This window comes from Streptomyces sp. NBC_01217 (assembly GCF_035994185.1).
Lineage (GTDB): Bacteria > Actinomycetota > Actinomycetes > Streptomycetales > Streptomycetaceae > Streptomyces.
Genome location: NZ_CP108538.1, coordinates 975,772 through 996,667, shown reverse-complemented (window position 1 = coordinate 996,667; position 20,896 = coordinate 975,772). Strand labels below are relative to the sequence as shown.

The window sequence follows — 20,896 nt, the reverse complement described above, 5'->3', positions numbered from 1 at the left end:
TCCAATTCACCGTCGCCACCGTGCTGTTCGGCGCCGAAAAGGGCGGCGCTGCTATCCCTGCCGGATCAGCGCCTCGGGCTGATAAGGGGTTTCTCGCAACTCCGTGGCGGGATTTCCTCCCCAGCGCGCGTGCGACGGGACTTCCTCGCCCTTCATGAGGAAGGAGTCGGCAGCGAGCACCGCGCCCTCGCCCATCGTCACGCCGTAGTGGACATGGGCCCCCACACCGAGGGTGCAGCCGGCGTCGATGGTGCTGCGATCGGACTTGAAGGTGCCGTCCTCCTGCGAGTGGCACTGGATCTTGCTTCCCGCGTTGAGCGTGCAGTCGTTCCCGATGGTGGTGAGCGCCCGCTCCGTCAGATAGCAGCCGTCGTCGAAGACCCTGCTGCCGATCCGCACCCCCAGCATCCGCCAGATCACGTTCTTGAAAGGGGTGCCGTTGAAGACGTCGAGGTAGGTGTCAGGCACCTTCCAGAGGCGCTCGTGCCACCAGAAGTACGGCTCGTAGATGGAACACAACTGCGGCCGCAGCGAACGGAATGCCGCGATGCCGCGCTCCACCAGTACGAAGTACACAGCGGTGAACCCGAGGCTGAACACCAGGAACGCAGCGGTCAGCACATGCCCGTAGGAGTCGTAGAGATCGACGTTGGCCAGTGCGAGCACGGTGAGCACGAAGAAGTGCAGCCACCGCACGAGCAGGAAGAAGACCATCGAGCGGATGTTGTAGCGGTTCTTCGCTGCGAGGCTGCGGCGCAACTCGTCGCCGGTGCGCAGATGGTCGAACCGGGAGTCGCGCTCGACCGACCGGGGAATCTCGAAGCACGGCGAGCCGAGCAGACCCACTCCCTCGCGTACGTCGCCGTCGAGCGGGATCATCACCTTCGTCGCGAGGAGGCAGTTCTCGCCCGTCCTGGCCCCCGAGGGATAAGCGATGTTGTTCCCGAGGAAGTTGTGCGGCCCGATCGATGCCCGGGACACCCGGAACGACGTGCTCGAGAATTCGGCGTTGACGATGGAGAGCCCGTCGGCGACCATCGTCCCGCTGCCGACCGAGCACAGATACGGGGTCTCGTGCTGCACTTCCGTGCCGAAATTCGACCCTGTCTGCTCGACCCGGGACAAGTCGTATCCGAGGCCGCGCAGATAGTGGACGATGTAGGAGCTGTCACCGAACAGCCAGGTGAAGAACTTCAGATTGGTCATGCGGCCGATCGCCCGGTGCGCCGAGTAGTGGAACCCGTACAGCGGATAGACCTTGTCCGGCTCGATGAACCGGTTCAGCAGACGCGGAACGGTGAACAACACGGCCAGGCCCAGGACGACGAATCCGAAGAACAGCAGGAGGGAAAGGACCAGCGCGTCGAGGTAGAGGACGGGTGAGGCGAACCCCACCGTGCCCGGACCCAGCCGGCTGTGCAGCGCCGGAACCAGGGTGAACAGCATGTACGCGCCCCCGACGGTCAGCGGCACGTAGAGGAAGAACAGCTGAAGCACGGTGACGAGCCCGAACCCGGTCCTGCGCAGGGTGCCGCACCTGGCCGGCTCGATGCTCAGGTAGTCGTGCTCCGTGAGCTGCGCAGGGGATCCGTGCCAGTGCCGGCCGCCCGGGACCCGCTGGCCGCTGTACAGCGTGGACGTGTGGCCGAGCTGGGCTCCGTCGGCCATCGATGTGTCGATGTCGAGCACGGTCTTCTCACCGATGAACACGTCCCGGCCGAGGGTGACCCGGCCGGTCTGGATACGGCCGGCGTGCGCCCGGTAGCAGAGGAAGAACGAGTCCTTGCGGATCACCGTGCCGGCGCCGATCGTGAGCAGGTCGGGGCAGACCGGAATGTTGCGCGAGAGGATCGTGACCTCCTTGCCGATCCGTGCGCCCAGGGCCCGCAGGTACAGCACGTACAGGGGATTGCCGACGAAGAAGATCATCGGGTTGGCGTGGATCAGCACCTTGACGGTCCAAAAACGCAGATACGTCAGACCCCAGACGGGGAACTCTCGTGGTTTCCACCGGCCGATGAGGAGCCATTTGGCCACGATCGGGAAGGTGCACAGACCGATGAATCCGACGCCGCCGAAGACGAACGACCGCAGGTAGATGTCGATTACGTCCGAGCCGGCGGAGACCCAGGCGTAGCCCCGGTCGGCAACAAGTCCGGCGAGGAAGGAATATCCCAGAAAGAGCAGGAACTGCAGTGTTCCGCAGAGCGCGTACCGCACCGTTCCGGACGGGGTCACCACCCCGGCGGGCGCCGGGACCGGCGGTTTGACGGGGAAGAGCGCGACGTCCGCGAGTCCCGTTGCCAGGCTCCGGACGGTCGGGTGGCGGTAGATGTCCTTCATCGATGCCGACGGGAGGTCCGCCCGCTTCCTGACCCGTGCGCAGAAATGGGCCATCACCAGCGAGTTGGCACCGAGGTCGTCGAAGAAGTGACTGTCGACCGGTACCCGTTCGACGCCCATGACGTCGGCCAGCACCTCGGCGAGGTCTTTCTCGATGCCGGTCGTCGGGCCGGTGTATTCGCGCTTGTCGATCGCGGATTCATCCGGCCCGGGCGTCAGGACTTCGACGGATTTCTCCTCCATGCGAACTCCTTGAGGGGTTTTCGATCGCCGCCGGCCATGACGGCCGGTGCCCGTTGCTCGCGCTTTTCGATGGCCGGAGCGAGTGGTCCAAAGGCCATGAGGCCGGGATCCGCTGTCCGATCCCAGAACCGTCGCCTCAGTCTCAGCTGTCCGCCGTCGGGCTGCCACTCGAACCCGATCGCGCCGGTGCGGCAGCAGCTCCCGACGGCGCCAGGGCCTCGCCGCCGGAGGCCCGGCGGTGTGCGGCGCACGGTTCCGGGCGTACTGCATACGAGTGGCGAGCAGCCGGTCCGCGAGGTGGTACGCCCGGTGACCCGGGGTGCGCTCCAGGGCGCACGCCGGTCACTTCGGATACGGGTCGTAGCAGTCCAGTGCCGGGTGGTACAGCACCTGCCAGGTGTTCGCGTCGACAGCTCCGGTGCTGGCCAGACCGTGGCAGCCCTGGATCCATATGATCTTCTTCGACGTGGCGTCGCCGAAGACCCCGTCGACCGCGAGTTTCGGCACGCCTCCCCACACATTGCTCAGGCACTGCGCCTGTTTCACGGACGGACCGGTGCTCACCGGGGTGAGCCCGGGGCGCTCGATGGGGGACGTGTGTGAGCATGTCTTCTCGGTGGCGACCGCGTCGTGTGTCGTGGTCACCAGAGCCCCGGCGGTCAGCAGTGCTGCGCCGAGGGCGGCACACTTGCGACGGATCATCTCGCGCACTCCTCTCGTACGGATCAAGTGGACCCGCATCCAGCATGAGGGCGCGAGCGCGGTCCCGCGCATTCGCGGCGCGACGCCCGGGTTCCACGCCCCCTGCGTCGCCGCTGCCCCGACGACCCCCTCGATCCTTCCGGCAATGCGTTGAACGTGTTCAATGTCGCCGACAGGATGGCCGATGCCGCGGCTGTCCGGTGGGTGCGGTGCTCATTGGTCCTGCCGCGAGGGGGATTTGGACCGTGGATGAAGGCGAGCCCTGGAGGAGTCCGGGCGGCGGCACCTGGTCCGACGGAAGGGGCGGAACGCTGACGTTCACGGCCGACGGCAGGGTGAGGGCCTCCGGGGTCGATGACCCCGGTCCCGATGACCGCTTCGACGAGGCGGTGAAGGAGTGTACGGGCCACGGCACGTGGACGTTCGAGGCGGGGCGGAATGCCTGGAGCCATGAGGTAGAGGTCGATATGAGGGACTGCGGAGGGTGGCCCTGGAACGTGGGCGGCACGCGGGGCCGGGTCATCCTCTACCGGTACATCGGGGCCACGGCCCACACCGGCCAACAGCCCGGCGTGGGCCGTGCGCACACCCTGAAGCGCACACCCTCAAGCTGCCGCCCCCGTCAGCTCTCGGTCTCGTCCGTTGCGCGCTCGCCCTCCGCCTGTGACGGCTGCGTGCGCGTCGTGGCGGGGTGCCGTTCCTCGGCCGGATTCATGTCCTCATCCAGCCGCTCGCCCTCTGCCTGCGACGGCGTCGGGTACTCGTCCTGCTTCTTCATGGCAGCCTCCGCTGTCGGAACGCATGCCTACACAAAAAGCGTAACGCCCGGCCGACTCGTCAGCCGCCCGGGACCGGTGCACTGTGGAAGACGTGGGCCTCAGCGAACGCTTTCCGGGTCTGACGCAGGTATGGCGGCCGAGCCATGCCCTGCTGGCGATTCCCCTCGTGCTCATCGTCGTGATCACCGTCATGGACCTCCTGGTGCCGGAGGACGTCCACCTGGGGCCTCTGCTGGTCATCGCGCCCGCGATCACCGCCTCCTTCGCCGGCCCCCTGCTGACCGGAGCGGTCGGCCTCCTGGCGGTGGCGGCCCAGGCGTACATCGGCCTGCACTTCGGCGTGCTGACCTCCCGGAACGTGATCGTGCAGATCGCCGCCCTCGCCGTGCTCTCGGCCGTGGTGGTGTGCTTCTGCGTGGTACGCGAGCGGCGCAGACGGGAACTCGCCCGGGTGCGGTCGGTGGCCGAAGCCGCGCAGCATGTGCTGCTGTGGCCGCTCCCGGACCGTATCGGCCCGCTGCGGATCGCCTGCCTGTACCTGGCCGCCGAGGACGAGGCCCAGATCGGCGGTGATCTGTACGCGACCACCCGCGTCGGGGACGGAACCCGGGTGCTGATCGGTGACGTCAGGGGCAAGGGTCTGGCCGCCATCGGAGAGGCCGCCCTCGTGCTCGGCGCTTTCCGCGAGGCCGCCCACCAGCACACCGGCCTGCCCGAACTGGCCGCGGCCCTCGAACGGAGCGTCTCGCGCTACCAGGCCGACTTCGAGCCGGAGGAAGAGGCGGGGGAGCGCTTCGCCACCGCTCTGCTGCTGGAGATCCCCGACCAGGGCAACATCAGCCGGATGACCAGCTGCGGACACCCCGCACCGCTGCTGCTGAGCCCGGGCCACGCCGTCACCGTCCCGAGCCTGCACCCCGCGCCCCCACTGGGGGTCGGCGGCACGGGGCCGACGGGCTACGCCGTCGACGTGTTCACCTTCGAGGAGGGCGACACCCTCCTTCTCTACACGGACGGCGTCATCGAGGCACGCGACCGGGCCGGATCCTTCTACCCCTTTCCCGAGCGGGCCGCCCGGTGGACCGAGGCCTCCCCGGAGTCGCTCCTGCACCACCTGCGAGGCGATCTCCTCGCCCACGCCGGGGGGCATCTGGGCGACGACGCGGCCTTCATCGCGATTCACCGCAGCCCCACCCCCCACACCCGTCCGGGACGCCACCACACGGATCGCTGATCCCGGCCCTGAGCCGCCGGACGGGCCCTGGGGCCTTCATGGCACGCTCGACGCGCAACCGGGCCTCCTCCAGACCCGCGGTGGTCGGTGGTCATCCTTCTTTCTCCCCCTCGCGTCGGCATGTCCACCGGCTTCAGCGAGCGCCTGTCCTACGGTAGTTGCTCCGCAATCATCATGAAGGAGCGCATACATGCCGATCTCACTCGGACTCGGTCTCCCGCAGATGAAGCAGTACGACATCGGTCGCGACGTCGCCCTGGTGGCACGCGCCGCGGAGGAGACCGGATACACGAGCCTGTGGGTCTTCGAGCGAGTCCTGTTCCCCGAGCCCGCCACCCAGGGGCTGTACGGCGTTCCGGGGCTGCCCTGGCCCGACCAGTACCGCAGCGTCGCCGACCCGCTGGTCACGCTCGCGCTGGCCGCCGCGGCCACCGAGCGGGCCCGGCTCGGCACCAGCGTCCTGATCGCGCCGTTGCACGTGCCCTTCCAACTGGCCCGCTCGCTCGCCTCGCTGGACGTCGCGAGCGGCGGGCGAGTGATCGCGGGCCTCGGCACGGGATGGTCCCTGGACGAGTACGCCGCCGCCTCCGTCGCGCCCTTCGAGCGGCGTGGCGCTGTCCTGGACGAGCTGCTGGACGTGTGCGCGGCCGTCTGGGGCCCCGATCCCGTCTCGTACGAGGGCGAGTTGACCACCATCGCCCCCTCCGAGGTCGGCCCCAAGCCGGTGCGCCCCATCCCGGTCTACCTGCCTGCGAACAGCCCGCGCGCCGCCCGCCGTCTGGTGGACCGGGCGGACGGCTGGATGCCCGTGGCCATGGGCGTCGCACAGCTGGCCGAGCAGTGGCAACGGGTGCAGGACATGGCCGCCGAGCGCGGTCGGGAACGTCCCGTCGAGGTCTGTGTCCGTGCCAACGCCCAGTACAGCGCCAAGCCGTTCGAGGGAGCGGGCCGAGCGCCCTTCCAGGGGAGCGTGGCGCAGATCGTCGAGGACCTGGTGGCACACGCCGAGACGGGCCTACCGGAGTTCCTGCTCGATCTCCAGGGCACGACGCGCGACGCCGCGGAGCTGATCGACGTGGCGGCCGAGGTGTACGAGGCGGCGCGCGCCGCGGGCATCTGACACCCGCGCGACGGTGTCCGGGCCCGCCGCCCGGAGAGGCCTGCCCGCGGAGGCTGCCGCGCGGCCGGCCCGCCGCTGTGACGTGAGGCGTTCGGAGCCACCTCCGGGCAGGCCCCGGATCTCACCCGACCGGGCCAGCGAACGCGGGGGCCGCCTTCTGTCCATTGGGCCGTGGCCACGCCGGAGTTGCGTGGCCACGGGGGCCATGAGTCCGTGGGAGTCGTGCTCTGCCAGATCTCAGCCTTCAGGAGGAGACATGCACACTGAGCAGAACGGCCGCTCAGCCGACCGGCTTTCCGTGGTGTACACGGTCCACGTGATCGAGGGCGGTGAGCAGGGGTTCCTGGACGCGTATGAGCGAATACGGAAGTCCGTCGCCAGCGTTCCCGGACACATCATCGACCGCCTGGGCGAACCCATCGACGACTCCCGTCAATGGGTGATCACCAGCGAATGGGAGACGCCCGACCACTTCTTCGCCTGGCAACAGGGCGAGGACCACCGCGCGCTGCTGGCCCCGCTGCGCGTCTGGGTCGACCAGACCCAGTCGCTGCGCTACCGGGTCATTCAGGAGACCGTGGGGGTGAAAGCATGACGCACCCCACCACCGGCCCCGTCGCCGTCCTCGGACTCGGCACCATGGGCACGGGCCTGGCCACCCGCCTTCTTGAGCAGGGCGTCCAGGTACGGGTCTGGAACCGCACCGAGGGGCGGACCGAGCCGCTCATCCAGGCGGGCGCCGTCGGCGCGGCCCATCCGGCCGAGGCTATCGAGGGCACGAGCGCGGCCATCTGCACCGTGACCGACGGCGAGGCCCTCGCCGCCGTGCTCCACGGACCGGGCGGGGTGCTGACCGGGGGCCCGTACTCCGGCTCCCTGGTCTGCGCCAGCACGGTCGCACCCGAGGAGGTCGTCCGTCTCACCGGCGACCTGCACTCCGTCCTGGACGTCGGCATGCTGGGCAACCGAGAGCATGCCCGCAGCGGTGAGCTGCGGCTCTTCGTCGGCGGCGAGGAGCGGGTCTTCACCGCGGGGCGGCCGCTGCTCGAACTGCTGGGCAAGGAGGTCGTCCACCTCGGCGAACTCGGTTCCGGCATGCGGATGAAGCTGCTCCTCAACCTGCTGATGGGAATCGAGGTGCAGGCTCTGGCCGAGGCCGTCGAGCTGGCTGCCGCCACCGGACTGGACCGCAAGCTCGTCCTCGACACGATCGCCGGGAGCGGCTTCGCCTCACCCGTCATGTCGTACAAGTCCAAGCGGCTGGCCGCCGGGCGTTTCGACAAGCCGGACTTCCGGCTGAGCCTGATGGCCAAGGACCTCATGCTCGCCGCCGACCAGGCAGCGGCGGCCGGACTGCGGCTTCCGCTGGTCGCCGCGGCCGCGCACACCCACCTCCGCGCCACCGACCAGGGGCATGGCGACGAGGACTGTGTCGCGATCGCCCACGCCATCACACCGAACCCGGGAACCCACACGTGATCATCGACATCCACGGGCATCTGTCCCCACCGGAGGCCGCCCGACGCTTCCCCATGCCTCCCAGCCTGACCGACGTCGACGGCATGCTCGCCGCCCGCGCCCAGGCGGGGATCGACCTCACCATCATCGGCAGCCCGGTCGGCGCAGGCGCCATGGCGCGAGTACCGGGCGTCGACAACTACGCACAGCCCAGAGACCGGCTCCGGGCCTTCCACGCCTGGATGTCGGGGCTGGTCGGCTCCTTCCCCGACCAACTGCGCGGGTATGTGTACGCCAACCCGTTCGGCGACGACGATCACCTGGAAGGGGTCCGCGAGACCCTGCGGGATCCCGCCTTTGTCGGCCTGATCACCACCTCCAGCGTCCACGGCGAACTGCTCGGCTCCCCGCGGGCCGACTCCTTCTTCGCGCTGGCCGCCGAGACCGGAGTGCCGGTCCTGGTGCACGCCCCGGCCGAACCGATCGGCACGGACCGGGTCGACGACTTCGGCTTCGTCGAGCAGATCGGCCGGTTCGGCGACGTCACCATGGGCATGGCCATGATCGCGTTCGCGGGGTGGCTGGAGAAGTACCCGGACCTGCGGCTGATCGGTGCCACCGGCGGCGGCGCGCTCGCGCTGCTGCCCGAGCGCCTGCAGACGGCGGCGCGTCCCCGGCACTGGGGCGGCGGCAAGCCGCAGGCACCGTCCGCCACCCCGCCCGCCTCCGCCATGCCGCCGGCGGCCGATCCGGCTGCGGCGCTGCGCCGCATGTACGTCGACACCAGCACGTTCAGCCCGGCGCACCTGGGCCTCAACGCAGAGGTGCTGGGGCCGGAGCGGATGCTGTTCGGCACCGACTCGCCGCCGATGTCGGTGCCCCTGGAGGAGTTCATGCGCATGATCGAGAAGCTGCCGATCGACAAGGCGTCCCAGCAGCTCATTCTCGGCGGCAACGCCGAGGCTGTCTTCGACCTCGGGAGCCGTCCGTGACCACAGTGGACGATCCGGTCACCGCGGCCGAGCGGTGCACCGCGCAGTACCGGCGAAACCCGCACCCGGTGTACGCGAACCTCAGGGAGACGGCGCCCGTCTGCCCCATGCGGCCGCCGCACGGCGTCGACACGTACCTGATCACACGGTACGAGGACGCGAGGGCGGCCCTGGCGGATCCGCGGCTGAGCAAGGACATGTACGGGGCCATGGACGCCTACCGAAGGATCTTCGGTGACTCGTCGGTGGCGCTGGACGACCACATGCTCAACTCCGACCCGCCCAAGCACACCAGGCTGCGCAAGCTCGTCAGCTCCACGTTCACCCCGCGCCGCGTCGAATCGCTGCGGCCGCGGATCCAGGACGTCGTCGGCACGCTGCTGGACAACTGCGCGCCCCGCGAAACCGTCGACCTGCTGCAGGCGTTCGCGTTCCCGCTGCCGATCATCGTGATCTGCGAACTGCTCGGCGTCCCGCCGGACGAAAGGTCCGAGCTGCAACGCCTGTCCACCACGGTGGCGCAGACGGGATTCAGCAAGGAGTCCAAGCAGGCCCAGCAGAAGGCGGAGGAGGGACTGCACGCGTACTTCGCGGATCTCCTGGCGCGAAAGCGCGCCCACCCCGGCGAGGACCTGCTCAGCGCACTCATCGCGGCCCGCGACGAAGACGGCGGACTCACCGAGGAGGAGCTGATCTCGACTGCGTTCCTGCTGATGTTCGCGGGTCACAAGACGACCGCGTACCTCATCGGCAACGCCGTCCACCACCTCCTCACCCATCCCGCGCAGTTGCGTGCCGTGCGGGAGAACCCGGAGCTGGTCGGGCAGGCGGTGGAGGAGCTGGTGCGTTACGACGGCTCGGTGGAGAGCGCGACGTTCCGCCACGCGACCGAGGACGTACTGATCGCAGGGACACTGATCCCGAAGGGGTCCCTGGTCCAGATCGCGATCAGTTCGGCCAACCGCGATCCGCGGAAATTCGACTCTCCGGACGAGTTCGATGTGATGCGGCCGAAGAATGCGCAAAGCGCCCATCTGGGGTTCGGACACGGCATCCACTACTGCCTGGGAGCGCCTCTGGCCAGACTGGAGACGCAACTCGCGCTCACAGGTCTGCTCAGCCGCTTCCCGAGAGTGGCTCTGGCGGATCCGGCGCGAGAGGCGACCTGGCTGGAGGTTCCGTTCCCGGCCTTCCGCGGCCTCGCGGAACTGCCCGTCGTGCTCGCGCCCGCCGCGCCCTGACCGGCAGCGGGAGAACACCGGCATGCACCCCGGGCTGCCCCGGACACCCCGGGGCAGCCCGGACGCCGTGCGTCACCGGTCCGGGCCTCGGCGGGCGTCCGCCGCCCGGTCGCGGTCGTGACCGGTCACGACGCCACCGGCGGCCTGAGCGCGGAGTACGCTCCGGCGCCCGCCGCCAGGAGGATCACACAGCCCGTGAAGATCAGCCCGGCCGGGCGCAGCCCGAGCCAGACGGCCATGGCGCCCACCCCGACCACCGGCAGCGAGATCCCGGCGTAGGCGACGACGAAGAACGCCGAAATGGTGCCGCCACGATGCTGCGCCGGAGCCGCGCCGCTGACCATGGTGAGCGCCGCGCGAAAGGCCAGTCCCTGGCCGGCGCCGCCGCACAGGGCTCCCAGGACGAGCAGCGGCATGGATTCGGCGACCAGCGACGCCGCCACCAGCAGCAGACCGACGACGAGGACGGCGCACCCCTGGGGGAGCGCGCGGCGCGCGCCGATCCGCGGCGTCAGGGACTGCCCGGCGGTCGAGGCGAGGAACACGGAGAACACCACGGCGCCGGAAACGGCCAGGTTGCGCACCCCCAGCGTCTGCGAGGCGAAGCTCGGCGCGACCGCCGTGAACAGCCCGAGAAGCGCGAAGCCGGCGAACGCCGCCAGCGAGGCGGGCCTGAACACTCCCCGCACCTCTGGAGGCACCGTGATCCCCTGCGGCTTCAGAGGAGGCCATCGCTTCGGCTCGGCCACGGTCTCGGGCAGGAACCAGGTGATCGCGCAGGCCACCGCCACCAGGCCCAGGTGGACCCAGAACGGCATCATCAGCGGCCAGGGCGTGTACTGCGCGAGGAGGCCGGAGAGCAGCGGCCCGCAGCCCAGACCGCCCATGTTCGCCGCGGTGGCGGCGAACCCGGCCCGCACCTTCTGCCCGGGACCGGCCAGCTCGATGACGGCCGCTGTCGCCGCGCCGCTCAGCAGGCCCGCCGCGCAGCCGGACAGCAGCCGCCCCGCGAAGAGCAGCGGCAGACCGCTCTCCAGGAGGAAGCAGCCCGCACTCGCGGCCGACAGGACCAGGGCGCACAGGAGTACGGGCCTGCGGCCGGCCTTGTCGGAGTAGTTTCCCGCCACCAGAAGCACGGTGATGACGGCAACGGCGTACACCGCGAAGACAACGGTCACCATCAGCTCGGAGAACCCGATCTGCTCCTGGTAGAGCCCGTACAACGGCGTGGGCAGCGTGGTCCCGGCCATCCCGACGGCGAACACCGCTGCCGCGGCCGGATAACCCCTCATCGCGGCCGCGCCCGGCGCACGAGTTCGCGGGGCGGACCGGGGGAACGCGCGGATCGTCAGTCCCAGAGCCGGTACGTCACGTGCCGCGGCGTGTGGGAGGGCGTGCCGTCGGTGTAGACGAGCTGCAGCCGGGTGAAGCGCTGCAGGTCGGGGTTCTTCTTCCAGGACGTCGGTCGGTCGAGCCTCACGGTGACGGGGTAGGAGTGGAACGTGCCCTCGGCGCAGAAGGGCTGACAGTCGTTCACCGCATCGAGTCCTCGGCCCACAGCGGTCGTGTGTCCCCAGTCGGACCACCGAAGTGCGATGAGGCGGTTGTTGCCGTCCCCGCAGGCGAGCAGGAAGTCGCCGGGGCGTACTTGAGGTTCCGAGAAACAGTCGACCGCCACCGCGTGAGCGTGCGGGTGTGACCCTGCGGATGCGGATGCCGGTACCACTGCCGCCGTGAGCGCCGCAGCCGCACACAGCATGACCGCTGTTCTGAACGTGTCTCTTTGCATATCGGCTCCCCAGCTGCCTGTTCTGCCACTACTCGAACGCGGGCGACCCCTTCTCGCAGCGGTTGTTCCTGAATCGACGCTACGACCGTGCCCAGGGATGCACCACCCGTACGGGCGACAGCCGGCCAGGGTGGCAGCATGGCAGGGAAAAAACGGAAGAAGAGTGGTATAGGGGCGTAGTCTGGTCATAACGCCTGTGCACCGCGAGTCAGCGACGGAGACGGCGCATGACCGACCCCTACGGCTTCCTCAAGACCCCCCGCCGGTCCGTCCCGGCCCGCCCCGTCGAGGAACGGCTGGGCGACTGGGACGAGGTCTACGCGGGGCAGGCCCGGCTGCCGCTCGTGTCCGAGCAGGCGGGGCGCTGCATGGACTGCGGCATACCCTTCTGCCACAACGGCTGCCCGCTGGGAAACCTCATCCCCGAGTGGAACGCGTATGCGAGGAAGGGTGACTGGTGGGCGGCGGCCGAGCGGCTGCACGCGACGAACAACTTCCCGGAGTTCACCGGGCGGCTGTGCCCGGCGCCGTGTGAGGACGCCTGTGTGCTGACCATCAACGCCGATCCGGTGACGATCAAGAATGTCGAACAGGCGATCGCCGACCAGATCTGGGCCCGCGGATACGCGACGCCGCAGCCGCCCGGGCGGCTCAGCGGCAGGACCGTCGCCGTCATCGGCTCCGGCCCCGCGGGACTGGCGGCGGCACAACAGCTCACCCGCGTCGGCCACACCGTCGCCGTCTACGAGCGCGCCGACCGCATCGGAGGGCTGCTGCGCTACGGCATCCCCGCCTTCAAGATGGAGAAGTGTCACCTGGACCGCCGCGTCGAGCAGATGCGCGCGGAAGGCACCCGATTTCGCACGGGCGTGGACGTCGGCAGTGATCTCGACGCCACCGAACTCACGGAGCGGCACGACGCGGTCGTCATCGCCGTCGGCGCCACGGGCAGGCGGGAACTGCCCGTCCAGGGCCGCGAGCTGTACGGCATCCACCAGGCCATGGACTACCTGACCCTGGCTAACCGGGTCGAACAGGGCGATCCCGACGTGCCGGTCATCACCGCCGAGGGCCGGCACGTGGTGATCATCGGTGGCGGGGACACCGGCTCGGACTGTCTGGGCACCGCCCTGCGCCAGGGCGCCGCCTCCGTCGTACAGCTGGACATCAATCCGGAGCCCGGTGACAGCCGACGGGACACCGAACCCTGGCCCGTCTATCCGAAGGTCTACCGGATATCCCATGCCCATGAGGAGGCCCGGGGGCGAGCGGGCGCCGACCCGAGAGTCTTCTCCTGCGCCACCCTCAGCTTCGAGGGGAACAGGTCGGGCCGGGTGCGCGCGCTGCGCCTGGCGGAGGTGGAGCCCGAGGACCGAAGGCCGCGGCTGGCGACGGAACACGTGATACCGGCGGACCTGGTCCTGATCGCCCTCGGTTTCTTCGGCCCCGAACGGGGCACCGGCCTCATGCGGCAGCTCGGGCTCACGCTGGACGACCGGGGAAACTTCGCCCGGAACGCCGACTTCGCGGCCGAGACGGTGGAGCCTGCCGGGCGGACCGGCCGCGCCGGGGCCGGCGGGGTGTTCATCGCCGGTGACGCGGGACGCGGCCAGTCGCTCGTCGTGTGGGCCATCGCGGAGGGACGCGCCGCCGCGGCCGCAACGGACCGCTATCTGAGCGGTTCCACGGTGCTTCCGGCGCCCATCGCCCCACAGGACCGGCCCCTGGTCGCCTGAGCCCACGAGAGACGGATACCACGCACGGACTTTCGTGACGAACCGTGAACTCGCCGGCCGTCGTGCGTGCGTGAGATCAGTGGCCGTCGTCACTCCATGGAATGCGAGACAAGGGAAGCCAGTCGCGGGATTCCCGCTGGACCACATCCCTGCAGTGTTCGCGCAGCCGTCGGGGCCAGCGGTCCTGCCACGCCTGCCAGATGAAGTAGTGCAAGGCCACCAGGACGATCACGGAGAGCACGGCGGTTGCCAGTGTCGCCGCCAGCACGCCGACGACGGCCGCGGGGCCCCCGGGCCCGGTGCCGGGCTCGCCGAACACGCTCCACCCCAGCAGCAGACAGGTGCCGAGCGTGAGCCAACCCGCCACGATCAGCCCCACGGCGAACGGAGCGCGCCGGGCACGGTCGTCGTGCCGTATCCGGTAGGACGGCAGATAGCCGGACAGCCGCTCCGCATGAGCCGCGCAAGCTGTCTTGAAAGCGGGGTGAGCGGCGAGCGCCTCCACGGTCACCGGGTGTCCGACGGACCACGAACCGAAGGTGAACTGCCATGCCTCCAGGTCCAGCGGATGCTCCGGAGACCGCACACCCTGCTGATCCGCCTCGTCTTCGCAATCCGCACCGGCACCGGCACCGGCATCCGCATCCGCCTCTGCGGTCGGTACGAGGCGTGCGTCCTGGTCGAGGTGCACCAGCCCTGCGCCGGTCAGCGACCGCAGGGCCGTCTCGGCCGCTTCACGCTCCCTTCCCCAGGGCGCCGAGCGCTCGTACCCGGACCCGATCAGCCAGGTCGCGTGATACACATCCACCTCGCCCGACGCGAGCAGACGCTCCGTCGCCCACAGGCCGGATCGGTAACTCCACAGAGCCAGGGCGCCGATGCCCAGATTCAGAAGCACCAGGAGCCCGCTCGTGCTCAGGACGAGCCACAGCACACCATCCATGTGGACAGGAATAGACCACGCCTCCCGGCTTTGGCCAGAGCGAGGCAGCGGGTTCCGGCCGACCCGCTCTCACCCGGACGGTCCGCCGCATCACTCTGCCGCGGTCCGGGGCGCGCCGTCGCTGCCGGATCCGGAGAAGCTGAGTCCGGCGTCGCTCACAGTGCGGTGCCTTTCGTTCCGTACCGCGCCTGAGCCCGCCGGGGTCGGTGCCGTTCTTCGCTGGGAGCCCGTGAATGGATCTGCAACTGGCAGGCAAGGCGGCCGTGGTCACCGGTGCGGGCAAGGGCATCGGTCTTGCCGTGACACAGGCTCTCGCCGACGAGGGCGTGCGTGTGGTCGCCGCCTCCCGTACTCCCACCGAAGCCCTGTCCGGCCTGGCGGAGCGCAGGGACGTTCATTTCGTGCAGGTGGACCTCGCCCGGCCCGAGGGACCGGGGGAGACGGTCGAGGAGGCGGTCGCCAGGTTCGGCGGGCTGGACATCCTGGTCAACAACGTCGGGGCAGTACGTCCGCGAGCGGACGGCTTCCTGTCCGTCGGCGACGACGACTGGACCTGGACCTGGACGGTCAACTTCCTCACCGCCGTCCGCGCCACGCGCGCCGCCCTGCCGCACCTGATCAAGAGCGGCTCGGGTTCCATCGTCACGGTCAGCTCGGTCAATGCCTTTCTGCCCGATCCCCTGATCATCGACTACTCCGCGAGCAAGGCCGCGCTGACCAACTTCTGCAAGGCACTGTCCAAGGAAACCGGCCCGCACGGGGTGCGGGTCAACACCGTCAGTCCCGGACCCGTCTCGACGGACATGTGGCTGGGGGAGGGCGGCGTCGCCACCACCGTCGCCGCGGCCGGAGGCAGCGCACCCGACGCCGTCGTCCAGGGGGTTGCGGCCCAGTCGGTGACCGGGCGGTTCACCCGGCCGGAAGAAGTCGCCGATCTGGTACTGCTGCTGGCGAGCGGCCGTGCCGGCAACGTCACCGGATCCGACTTCGTCATCGACGGAGGACTGATCACGACCCTGTGACGGGAGAGACTCGGCCGGCGTGATGGTGGTGTACCGGCCGTGGACCCCGGACATGCGGGCGGTACGACCGTCGACGCATGGCGGATCGACGGACACGAGGTCCTCGATCCGGCCCTCCGGCGGCGCGACGCCGAATCAGCTCCTCACCGACAACACCCATCACGGCCATGTACACGTGGGATTCGCGAGCCGACGCCCCCGCCCCCTCGGCACGTCCGTACGGTGGGGTTCGGTGCGTCGAGGCGCTGTGGCGGCGTACGGATGGGCATGGGAAGGAGATGGCACGAGTATCCGAGCCCGTGATCAAGCTTGTCCGGCGGACCACCGAGCCCGTCGGAGCGCAGACCCTGCGTTCCACGGCGGCTGCCGTCATCGCCTATGTCGTGGCGGTGTGGACCCTTCCGTTCCCCGCACCGCTCACGGCCCCGCTCACCGCACTCCTCGTTGTACAGGTCACCCTTTACGCGACCCTCACCACGGGGATCCGCCGGGTGAACTCCGTCATCGTCGGGGTGGTCATCGCCAGCGCGTTCAGTTCCCTGGTGGGGCTCAACTGGTGGAGCCTCGGGCTGACGATCTTCGCCTCGCTGATCGTCGGGAGGCTGGTGCGGGTCGATGAGTTCGTGCCCGAGGTGGCGATCAGCGCGATGCTGGTCCTGGGCGTCTCGCAGGTCGCCGCCACCGCATGGGACCGCGTGCTGGAGACACTCATCGGCGCGGGTGTGGGACTGCTGTTCAACCTGCTCTTCGCACCACCCGTGTGGGTGCAGTCCGCGGGTGCCTCCATCGACAGTCTGGCCCGCGCGATGGGACGGATGCTCCGCGCCATGGGGGAGGACGTGGGCGGTCACATCCCCGTCCAGCGGGCGGCGGACCGGCTCCACGAAGCGCGTCGGCTGGACCACGACATCGTGGAGGTCGACGCCTCGCTGCGACAGGCCGAGGAAGGCCTCACCCTCAATCCGCGCGTCCGGCAGGGGCTGCTGTACCGGGTCGTGCTGCGCACCGGTCTGGACACCCTGGAGATCTGCGCCGTGGTGCTCCGGGTGCTCTCACGCACCCTGACCGATCTGGCCAAGGCCCGTACCGAGGAGACACTGTTCCCCGCGGACGTGGCCGCATCCCTGACGGACCTGTTCGGACAGATGGCCGGTGCCATCGAGAGCTTCGCGGAGCTGATCACCACCCCCGTCGCCGAGAACGCCGAGGACGCGGAGACCCGGCTCGCCCACGCACTCGCCGTCAGCCGCGCGACCAGGGACCGGGTGGCGCACCAGCTCCTCGAAGACGTCCAGGAGCACCCCAGACAGTGGCAGCTGCACGGTGCCCTCCTCGCCGAGATCGACCGGATTCTGGACGAACTCGACATCGACAAGCGCACCGAACGCCTGGGCAAGGAACTCGACCGGCGCTCGGAGCAAGTGCACGAACGCCACCCCTGGCTGCGTGCCGTATCGCGCCGGCTGCGGGGCAGCCGGACCTGAAGCGGCCCGGTCCCGTGGCCTCACCCGGAGGCCGGAAGCCGCTCGATGGCGACCAGCGCCGCATCGTCGTCCAGGCTGCCGCCGGCGTGCCGCACCAGGTCGTCGCAGAGCGACTCCAGCAGGGATTCCGGGCCCCCGCCGGTCCACGACGCGGCCCGCTCCATGAGCGGATAGAAGGCCCCCGACCGGTCCCGGGACTCGATGACACCGTCCGTGTACAGAAGCAGGGTGTCACCGACGTCGAAGGTGAACGTCTCCGCCGTGTGCTCGGTGACCAGCAGATGCGCCAGACCCAGCGGCGGGGCCGGTACGCGGACATGGAGCGGGAACGCCTCTCCCGCGCGCAGCAGGAGCGGCGGCGGATGATCGCAGCTGACCAGACGGAGTTCGGTGGAGGCATCGGGGATGTCGAGAACCGCCGCGGTGACGAAGGACTCCGCGCGCTCGTGGTCGTCCTCCCCGTCCTCCTCCTCGTGACAGATGCAGTCCTGATCCAGAGCGACGCTCTCCTCCAGATGCGCCACCAGATCGGACAGCTGCGCCTCTTGGCGGGAAAGAGCGTGGAAAGCACCGAGGACGCTGGCCGCCTCACCGATCGCGGACAGCCCCTTGCCGCGCACATCACCGATGATCATGCGGGTTCCCCCGTCGGTGCGGGTGGCCGCGTAGAGGTCGCCGCCGATCTGCGCCTCCGCCTCCGCGGCCAGATAGACCGAGGCGATACGCAGCGGGCCACTGCGTTTGGGCAGCGGCCGCAGCACCACGTGCTGTGCCGCCTCGGCCACCGAACGCAGCTGGGTCACCGCCCGCTCGTTCCGCTGCCGCAGATGGGCGAAGAAGGTGACGAAGCCGGAGATCAGGACGAGCGCGATGATCTGGTAGGTGTGATTCAGGTCGTTGATACTGGTGCGCACAATGGCCACCAGGGATTGGGCCAGCACGGCGACCGCACCGACGAAAGCGGTCATGCGAGGCCCGGTGAACGAGGCCGCCAGCGCGGGCGCCGCCACCAGGAACGGGCCGAGATGGACTTCCGGTGGCGCGATGACGTCCACGACCGTGACGAGGGCGATCAGCGCGAACGGCACCGCCACGAGAGCGTTCCTGCGCCTTCGGGACTCGCGGAACGACTGCAGGAATCGCCGGGCAACCATGCTTCCGGGATACCTCACCAGATCCGTCACCGCCCATCGTGCGACGCATCGGCCCGGCCCGAGGGGACGGCGCGCAGGCCCCGGAGCGGTGCGCGCCCGCCCCGTACGGGTCACATCGTGTCCGTACATCGAAGTGGCCGACGCTTGCCACTCACTCATGGAAGAGCGGCAAGACGTCGGCCATTCGCCTGAGACAGGTCTTACTTGTTACGGCGGATGTTCTCGCCGCCGATGTTGCCCTGCTGCTCGATCTGCTCCTGCAGCTTCTGGGCCTTCTCCTGGAGCCGCTGGCGCTGCTCAGGGTCGGTGGTGCGCTCAGCGGCCTCGTTCATCTGCCGGGCCTTGTCGCGCAGCTGCTGCGCACGGTCACCGGATTCACGTGCAACGCTCATCATCGCTCCTTGTGCGGTTGGGAAGAGCGGGCTCCATCAGAGAACCAGCGTCGCCGGTTCACCGCACCTCGAATCGTCACTCAGCGTCACGGGGTGCCGTGGGGGCGGTGCGGCGCTGGCATGATCAGGGGCATGAACGAGAGCATCATCGCCGCGTGTGACGGGGCATCGAAGGGCAATCCGGGGCCTGCGGCCTGGGCGTGGGTCGTGGCCGACGCGCAGGGGCGACCGCAGCGCTGGGAAGCGGGGCCGCTGGGAACCGCCACCAACAACGTCGCCGAACTCACCGCACTGCGGGAGCTGTTGGAGTCAACGGACCCGTCCGCGCCGATCGAGGTGCGGATGGATTCGCAGTACGCGATGAACGCGGTGACGAAGTGGCTGCCGGGATGGAAGCGCAACGGCTGGAAGACCTCGGCCGGCAAGCCGGTGGCCAACCGCGACCTGGTGGCCCGTATCGACGCCCTGCTGACCGCCCGGAGCGTGGACTTCGTCTACGTGCCCGCCCACCAGGTGGACGGGGATCCGCTCAACGCCCTCGCCGACCAGGCGGCCAGTGAGGCCGCCGCGGCGCAGCGGCCGGCCGGTACCGCACACGGCTCCGCGCAGCTGCCGACGCCCGCTCCGGCCAGGGCGACCGAGGGACGGAGCGGGAGCGCGCCGGTGAAGAAACCGGTGAAGAAGGCAGGGAGCGCCGCACGCTCCGGCGCCACGATCAAGGCCAGGTTCGCGGGCCGCTGCCACTGCGGAAAGCCTTACGCGGCACAGGAGATGATCGCCAAGAACCCGAACGGCTGGGGCCACCCGGAGTGCCGCACAGCGCCCGCCTGAGGCGCGGTGCCGTCGGACCCACGCACCCGGAGCGGGCGAGTGGCCACGCGAAACGGACCCCGCGTGCCATGATGCGGCTCCGACGGCGGCGTCCGCGGTGTTTTGCCGATGCCGCCGGTCAGTGGCGAGACGCTGGGGGGCGTATGGGAAGCACGGGCACGGTTCTGCGCGAGTTGCGCGGTGCACAGAAGACGGCCAAGGGAGTGTCGCTGTACTCGCGGTACGTGAACCGCCCGGCCGGGCGGGTGCTCGCGGCAGGCGCGTACCGCGTCGGGCTGACACCCAATCAAGTCACGCTGATCAGTGCGGCGTTCACCTTCGCGGCCATCGCCTCGGTGGCGTTCGTGCGGCCGTCCTGGGGGCTCGCGGTCGCGGTGTACGCGGGTCTGGCCGTCGGCTTCGCCTTCGATTCGGCCGATGGACAACTGGCCAGACTGACCGGGCGGGGAGGCCCGGACGGCGAGTGGCTGGACCACGTCGTGGACTGCGCCAAGATGATCCTCGTACACACCGCCGTGCTGGTCTCGTTCCAGCGGTTCTTCGATCTGCCGGCCCAGGGCTGGCTGCTGCTGCCGCTGGGCTTCCTGTTCACCGCCGTGCTGACCTTCTGTGCCGGGCTGCTGCGCGAACAGCTGGGCAAGGCGGCCGCCCGTCCCGCGGCGGGCGGCAGCGCCGCGGCCCCGGTGTCCCGGGTGCGGGCCGTGGCACTGCTGCCCGCCGACTACGGAGTGTTCTGCCTGGTGTTCCTGCTGCTCGGCGACGAGGCCGCGTTCCGCATCGGCTATGCGGTGCTCGCCGTCGTGCACGCGCTGTTCCTGGTGGCGTTTCTCGTCAAGTGGTTCAGGGAGCTGAAAGCGCTCCGGACTGCGGGCTGACGAGTGTGTCCAGCGCCCGGCGCAGCTGGGTGCTGGACGTGTGCACGGTGTACGGGAAGTACACCACCTCCACGCCCACCTCGGCGAAGTCCCGCTCCAGCCGCTTGCCCTTCTCGGTGTCCCGCCAGTCGTCCCCCTTGAAGATGACGTCGAACCTGACCTGCTGCCAGGTCTCGACCTTGTCGGGCACGGTCTCGACGAACGCCGCGTCCACGTAACGGACGCTGCGTACGATCTCCAGCCGTTCCGGCAGCGGAATCACCGGCTTGTGGCCCTTGGCGAGCGCGGCCATCTCGTCCGAGACGACTCCTGCGACGAGATAGTCGCACTGGCTGCGGGCATGCCGCAGGATGTTGAGGTGCCCTATGTGGAACAGGTCGTAGACCCCCGGCGCATAGCCGACCCTGTGCACCATCCGTTCTCTCCCCCCACGGTGAACGTGATGTCCGTGTCCGGCAGCGGTTGTCCGGACATGGCATCCGGTGCTGCGGGATATCGGTATCGGTGTTGATGGTGCAACGACCTTACTGTGAAGACCACTTGCGCATCTCGTGAACG

20 protein-coding genes are annotated in these 20,896 nt (G+C 69.6%); 11 read left to right on the top strand and 9 right to left on the bottom strand.

The annotated features are described in order from the left end of the window. Positions 1-51: 51 nt before the first annotated feature. The 3 genes from OG507_RS04075 to OG507_RS04065 form a co-directional block, all read right to left on the bottom strand. Positions 52-2,586 carry a Pls/PosA family non-ribosomal peptide synthetase gene (locus OG507_RS04075; RefSeq protein WP_327365746.1) on the bottom strand — a complete coding sequence of 845 codons (2,535 nt, stop codon included), beginning with the start codon at positions 2,584-2,586 and terminating at the stop codon, positions 52-54. 342 nt (positions 2,587-2,928) lie between these two features. Further along, complete coding sequence (locus OG507_RS04070) at positions 2,929-3,288, bottom strand: peptidoglycan-binding domain-containing protein (RefSeq protein WP_327365745.1); 360 nt, start codon at positions 3,286-3,288, stop codon at positions 2,929-2,931. A gap of 622 nt (positions 3,289-3,910) precedes the next feature. Further along, entirely contained in the window at positions 3,911-4,066 is a 156-nt protein-coding gene (locus tag OG507_RS04065; protein ID WP_327365744.1) for a hypothetical protein, read from the bottom strand. Positions 4,067-4,257: 191 nt separating this feature from the next. On the opposite strand from OG507_RS04065, the gene OG507_RS04060 reads away from it, so the two are divergent. From OG507_RS04060 to OG507_RS04035, 6 genes are all read left to right on the top strand, one after another. After that, positions 4,258-5,301, top strand: a complete 1,044-nt coding sequence (locus OG507_RS04060) for a PP2C family protein-serine/threonine phosphatase (RefSeq protein WP_327371857.1) — start codon at positions 4,258-4,260, stop codon at positions 5,299-5,301. 190 nt (positions 5,302-5,491) lie between these two features. Further along, on the top strand, positions 5,492-6,421 hold the full coding sequence (locus OG507_RS04055; RefSeq protein WP_327365743.1) for an LLM class F420-dependent oxidoreductase: 930 nt from the start codon (positions 5,492-5,494) through the stop codon (positions 6,419-6,421). Between the two features lie 256 nt (positions 6,422-6,677). Continuing rightward, positions 6,678-7,016: an antibiotic biosynthesis monooxygenase family protein gene (locus OG507_RS04050; RefSeq protein WP_327365742.1), complete on the top strand. Its 339-nt coding sequence runs from the start codon at positions 6,678-6,680 to the stop codon at positions 7,014-7,016. Then, positions 7,013-7,900: an NAD(P)-dependent oxidoreductase gene (locus OG507_RS04045; RefSeq protein ID WP_327365741.1), complete on the top strand. Its 888-nt coding sequence runs from the start codon at positions 7,013-7,015 to the stop codon at positions 7,898-7,900. The genes OG507_RS04050 and OG507_RS04045 overlap by 4 nt, the downstream gene beginning before the upstream one ends. Beyond that, the gene (locus OG507_RS04040) at positions 7,897-8,871 is read left to right on the top strand and encodes an amidohydrolase family protein (RefSeq protein ID WP_327365740.1); all 975 of its coding nucleotides are present in this window, start codon (positions 7,897-7,899) and stop codon (positions 8,869-8,871) included. The genes OG507_RS04045 and OG507_RS04040 overlap by 4 nt, the downstream gene beginning before the upstream one ends. Continuing rightward, entirely contained in the window at positions 8,868-10,112 is a 1,245-nt protein-coding gene (locus OG507_RS04035) for a cytochrome P450 family protein (protein ID WP_327365739.1), read from the top strand. The genes OG507_RS04040 and OG507_RS04035 overlap by 4 nt, the downstream gene beginning before the upstream one ends. A gap of 125 nt (positions 10,113-10,237) precedes the next feature. On the opposite strand, the gene OG507_RS04030 is transcribed toward OG507_RS04035, so the two are convergent. Both OG507_RS04030 and OG507_RS04025 read right to left on the bottom strand, forming a co-directional pair. Continuing rightward, positions 10,238-11,404, bottom strand: coding sequence for an MFS transporter (locus OG507_RS04030; protein WP_327365738.1), 1,167 nt, complete (start codon positions 11,402-11,404; stop codon positions 10,238-10,240). A 56-nt stretch (positions 11,405-11,460) separates the two neighbouring features. Next, positions 11,461-11,790, bottom strand: a complete 330-nt coding sequence (locus tag OG507_RS04025) for a hypothetical protein (protein WP_327365737.1) — start codon at positions 11,788-11,790, stop codon at positions 11,461-11,463. Between the two features lie 338 nt (positions 11,791-12,128). On the opposite strand from OG507_RS04025, the gene OG507_RS04020 reads away from it, so the two are divergent. Next, complete coding sequence (locus OG507_RS04020; protein WP_327365736.1) at positions 12,129-13,637, top strand: glutamate synthase subunit beta; 1,509 nt, start codon at positions 12,129-12,131, stop codon at positions 13,635-13,637. A gap of 76 nt (positions 13,638-13,713) precedes the next feature. On the opposite strand, the gene OG507_RS04015 is transcribed toward OG507_RS04020, so the two are convergent. Further along, positions 13,714-14,580 (bottom strand): hypothetical protein, encoded by an 867-nt coding sequence (locus tag OG507_RS04015; protein ID WP_327365735.1) that lies wholly within the window; start codon positions 14,578-14,580, stop codon positions 13,714-13,716. A 233-nt stretch (positions 14,581-14,813) separates the two neighbouring features. Between OG507_RS04015 and OG507_RS04010 the strand changes: the two genes are divergently transcribed. Further along, entirely contained in the window at positions 14,814-15,602 is a 789-nt protein-coding gene (locus tag OG507_RS04010) for an SDR family NAD(P)-dependent oxidoreductase (RefSeq protein ID WP_327365734.1), read from the top strand. Between the two features lie 278 nt (positions 15,603-15,880). Next, complete coding sequence (locus tag OG507_RS04005) at positions 15,881-17,086, top strand: FUSC family protein (RefSeq protein WP_327365733.1); 1,206 nt, start codon at positions 15,881-15,883, stop codon at positions 17,084-17,086. Between the two features lie 20 nt (positions 17,087-17,106). Here the strand turns inward: OG507_RS04005 and OG507_RS04000 are convergent, their stop codons facing one another. Further along, complete coding sequence (locus OG507_RS04000) at positions 17,107-18,240, bottom strand: PP2C family protein-serine/threonine phosphatase (RefSeq protein ID WP_327365732.1); 1,134 nt, start codon at positions 18,238-18,240, stop codon at positions 17,107-17,109. A gap of 200 nt (positions 18,241-18,440) precedes the next feature. Further along, positions 18,441-18,632 carry a DUF6381 family protein gene (locus OG507_RS03995; protein ID WP_327365731.1) on the bottom strand — a complete coding sequence of 64 codons (192 nt, stop codon included), beginning with the start codon at positions 18,630-18,632 and terminating at the stop codon, positions 18,441-18,443. A gap of 132 nt (positions 18,633-18,764) precedes the next feature. Between OG507_RS03995 and OG507_RS03990 the strand changes: the two genes are divergently transcribed. Together OG507_RS03990 and OG507_RS03985 are read left to right on the top strand one after the other, a co-directional pair. Further along, positions 18,765-19,463, top strand: coding sequence for a ribonuclease H family protein (locus OG507_RS03990; protein ID WP_327365730.1), 699 nt, complete (start codon positions 18,765-18,767; stop codon positions 19,461-19,463). A 143-nt stretch (positions 19,464-19,606) separates the two neighbouring features. Further along, the gene (locus OG507_RS03985) at positions 19,607-20,338 is read left to right on the top strand and encodes a CDP-alcohol phosphatidyltransferase family protein (RefSeq protein ID WP_327365728.1); all 732 of its coding nucleotides are present in this window, start codon (positions 19,607-19,609) and stop codon (positions 20,336-20,338) included. Here OG507_RS03985 and OG507_RS03980 read toward each other — a convergent pair. Beyond that, positions 20,304-20,753, bottom strand: coding sequence for an adenylyltransferase/cytidyltransferase family protein (locus OG507_RS03980; protein WP_114242908.1), 450 nt, complete (start codon positions 20,751-20,753; stop codon positions 20,304-20,306). The two genes, OG507_RS03985 and OG507_RS03980, sit on opposite strands and share 35 nt — an antisense overlap. Between the last annotated feature and the right edge of the window lie 143 nt (positions 20,754-20,896).

Excerpts from the sequence above, each read along its gene's own strand:
- OG507_RS04005 (WP_327365733.1), top strand. The coding sequence starts at position 15,881 with ATGGCACGAGTATCCGAGCCCGTGATCAAGCTTGTCCGGCGGACCACC.
- OG507_RS03980 (WP_114242908.1), bottom strand. The coding sequence starts at position 20,753 with ATGGTGCACAGGGTCGGCTATGCGCCGGGGGTCTACGACCTGTTCCAC.
- OG507_RS04020 (WP_327365736.1), top strand. The coding sequence starts at position 12,129 with ATGACCGACCCCTACGGCTTCCTCAAGACCCCCCGCCGGTCCGTCCCG.
- OG507_RS03995 (WP_327365731.1), bottom strand. The coding sequence starts at position 18,632 with ATGAGCGTTGCACGTGAATCCGGTGACCGTGCGCAGCAGCTGCGCGAC.
- OG507_RS04060 (WP_327371857.1), top strand. The coding sequence starts at position 4,258 with ATGGACCTCCTGGTGCCGGAGGACGTCCACCTGGGGCCTCTGCTGGTC.
- OG507_RS04050 (WP_327365742.1), top strand. The coding sequence starts at position 6,678 with ATGCACACTGAGCAGAACGGCCGCTCAGCCGACCGGCTTTCCGTGGTG.
- OG507_RS03985 (WP_327365728.1), top strand. The coding sequence starts at position 19,607 with ATGGGAAGCACGGGCACGGTTCTGCGCGAGTTGCGCGGTGCACAGAAG.
- OG507_RS04030 (WP_327365738.1), bottom strand. The coding sequence starts at position 11,404 with ATGAGGGGTTATCCGGCCGCGGCAGCGGTGTTCGCCGTCGGGATGGCC.
- OG507_RS04075 (WP_327365746.1), bottom strand. The coding sequence starts at position 2,586 with ATGGAGGAGAAATCCGTCGAAGTCCTGACGCCCGGGCCGGATGAATCC.
- OG507_RS04055 (WP_327365743.1), top strand. The coding sequence starts at position 5,492 with ATGCCGATCTCACTCGGACTCGGTCTCCCGCAGATGAAGCAGTACGAC.
- OG507_RS04070 (WP_327365745.1), bottom strand. The coding sequence starts at position 3,288 with ATGATCCGTCGCAAGTGTGCCGCCCTCGGCGCAGCACTGCTGACCGCC.
- OG507_RS04045 (WP_327365741.1), top strand. The coding sequence starts at position 7,013 with ATGACGCACCCCACCACCGGCCCCGTCGCCGTCCTCGGACTCGGCACC.
- OG507_RS04000 (WP_327365732.1), bottom strand. The coding sequence starts at position 18,240 with ATGGTTGCCCGGCGATTCCTGCAGTCGTTCCGCGAGTCCCGAAGGCGC.
- OG507_RS04015 (WP_327365735.1), bottom strand. The coding sequence starts at position 14,580 with ATGGATGGTGTGCTGTGGCTCGTCCTGAGCACGAGCGGGCTCCTGGTG.
- OG507_RS04065 (WP_327365744.1), bottom strand. The coding sequence starts at position 4,066 with ATGAAGAAGCAGGACGAGTACCCGACGCCGTCGCAGGCAGAGGGCGAG.
- OG507_RS04010 (WP_327365734.1), top strand. The coding sequence starts at position 14,814 with ATGGATCTGCAACTGGCAGGCAAGGCGGCCGTGGTCACCGGTGCGGGC.
- OG507_RS03990 (WP_327365730.1), top strand. The coding sequence starts at position 18,765 with ATGAACGAGAGCATCATCGCCGCGTGTGACGGGGCATCGAAGGGCAAT.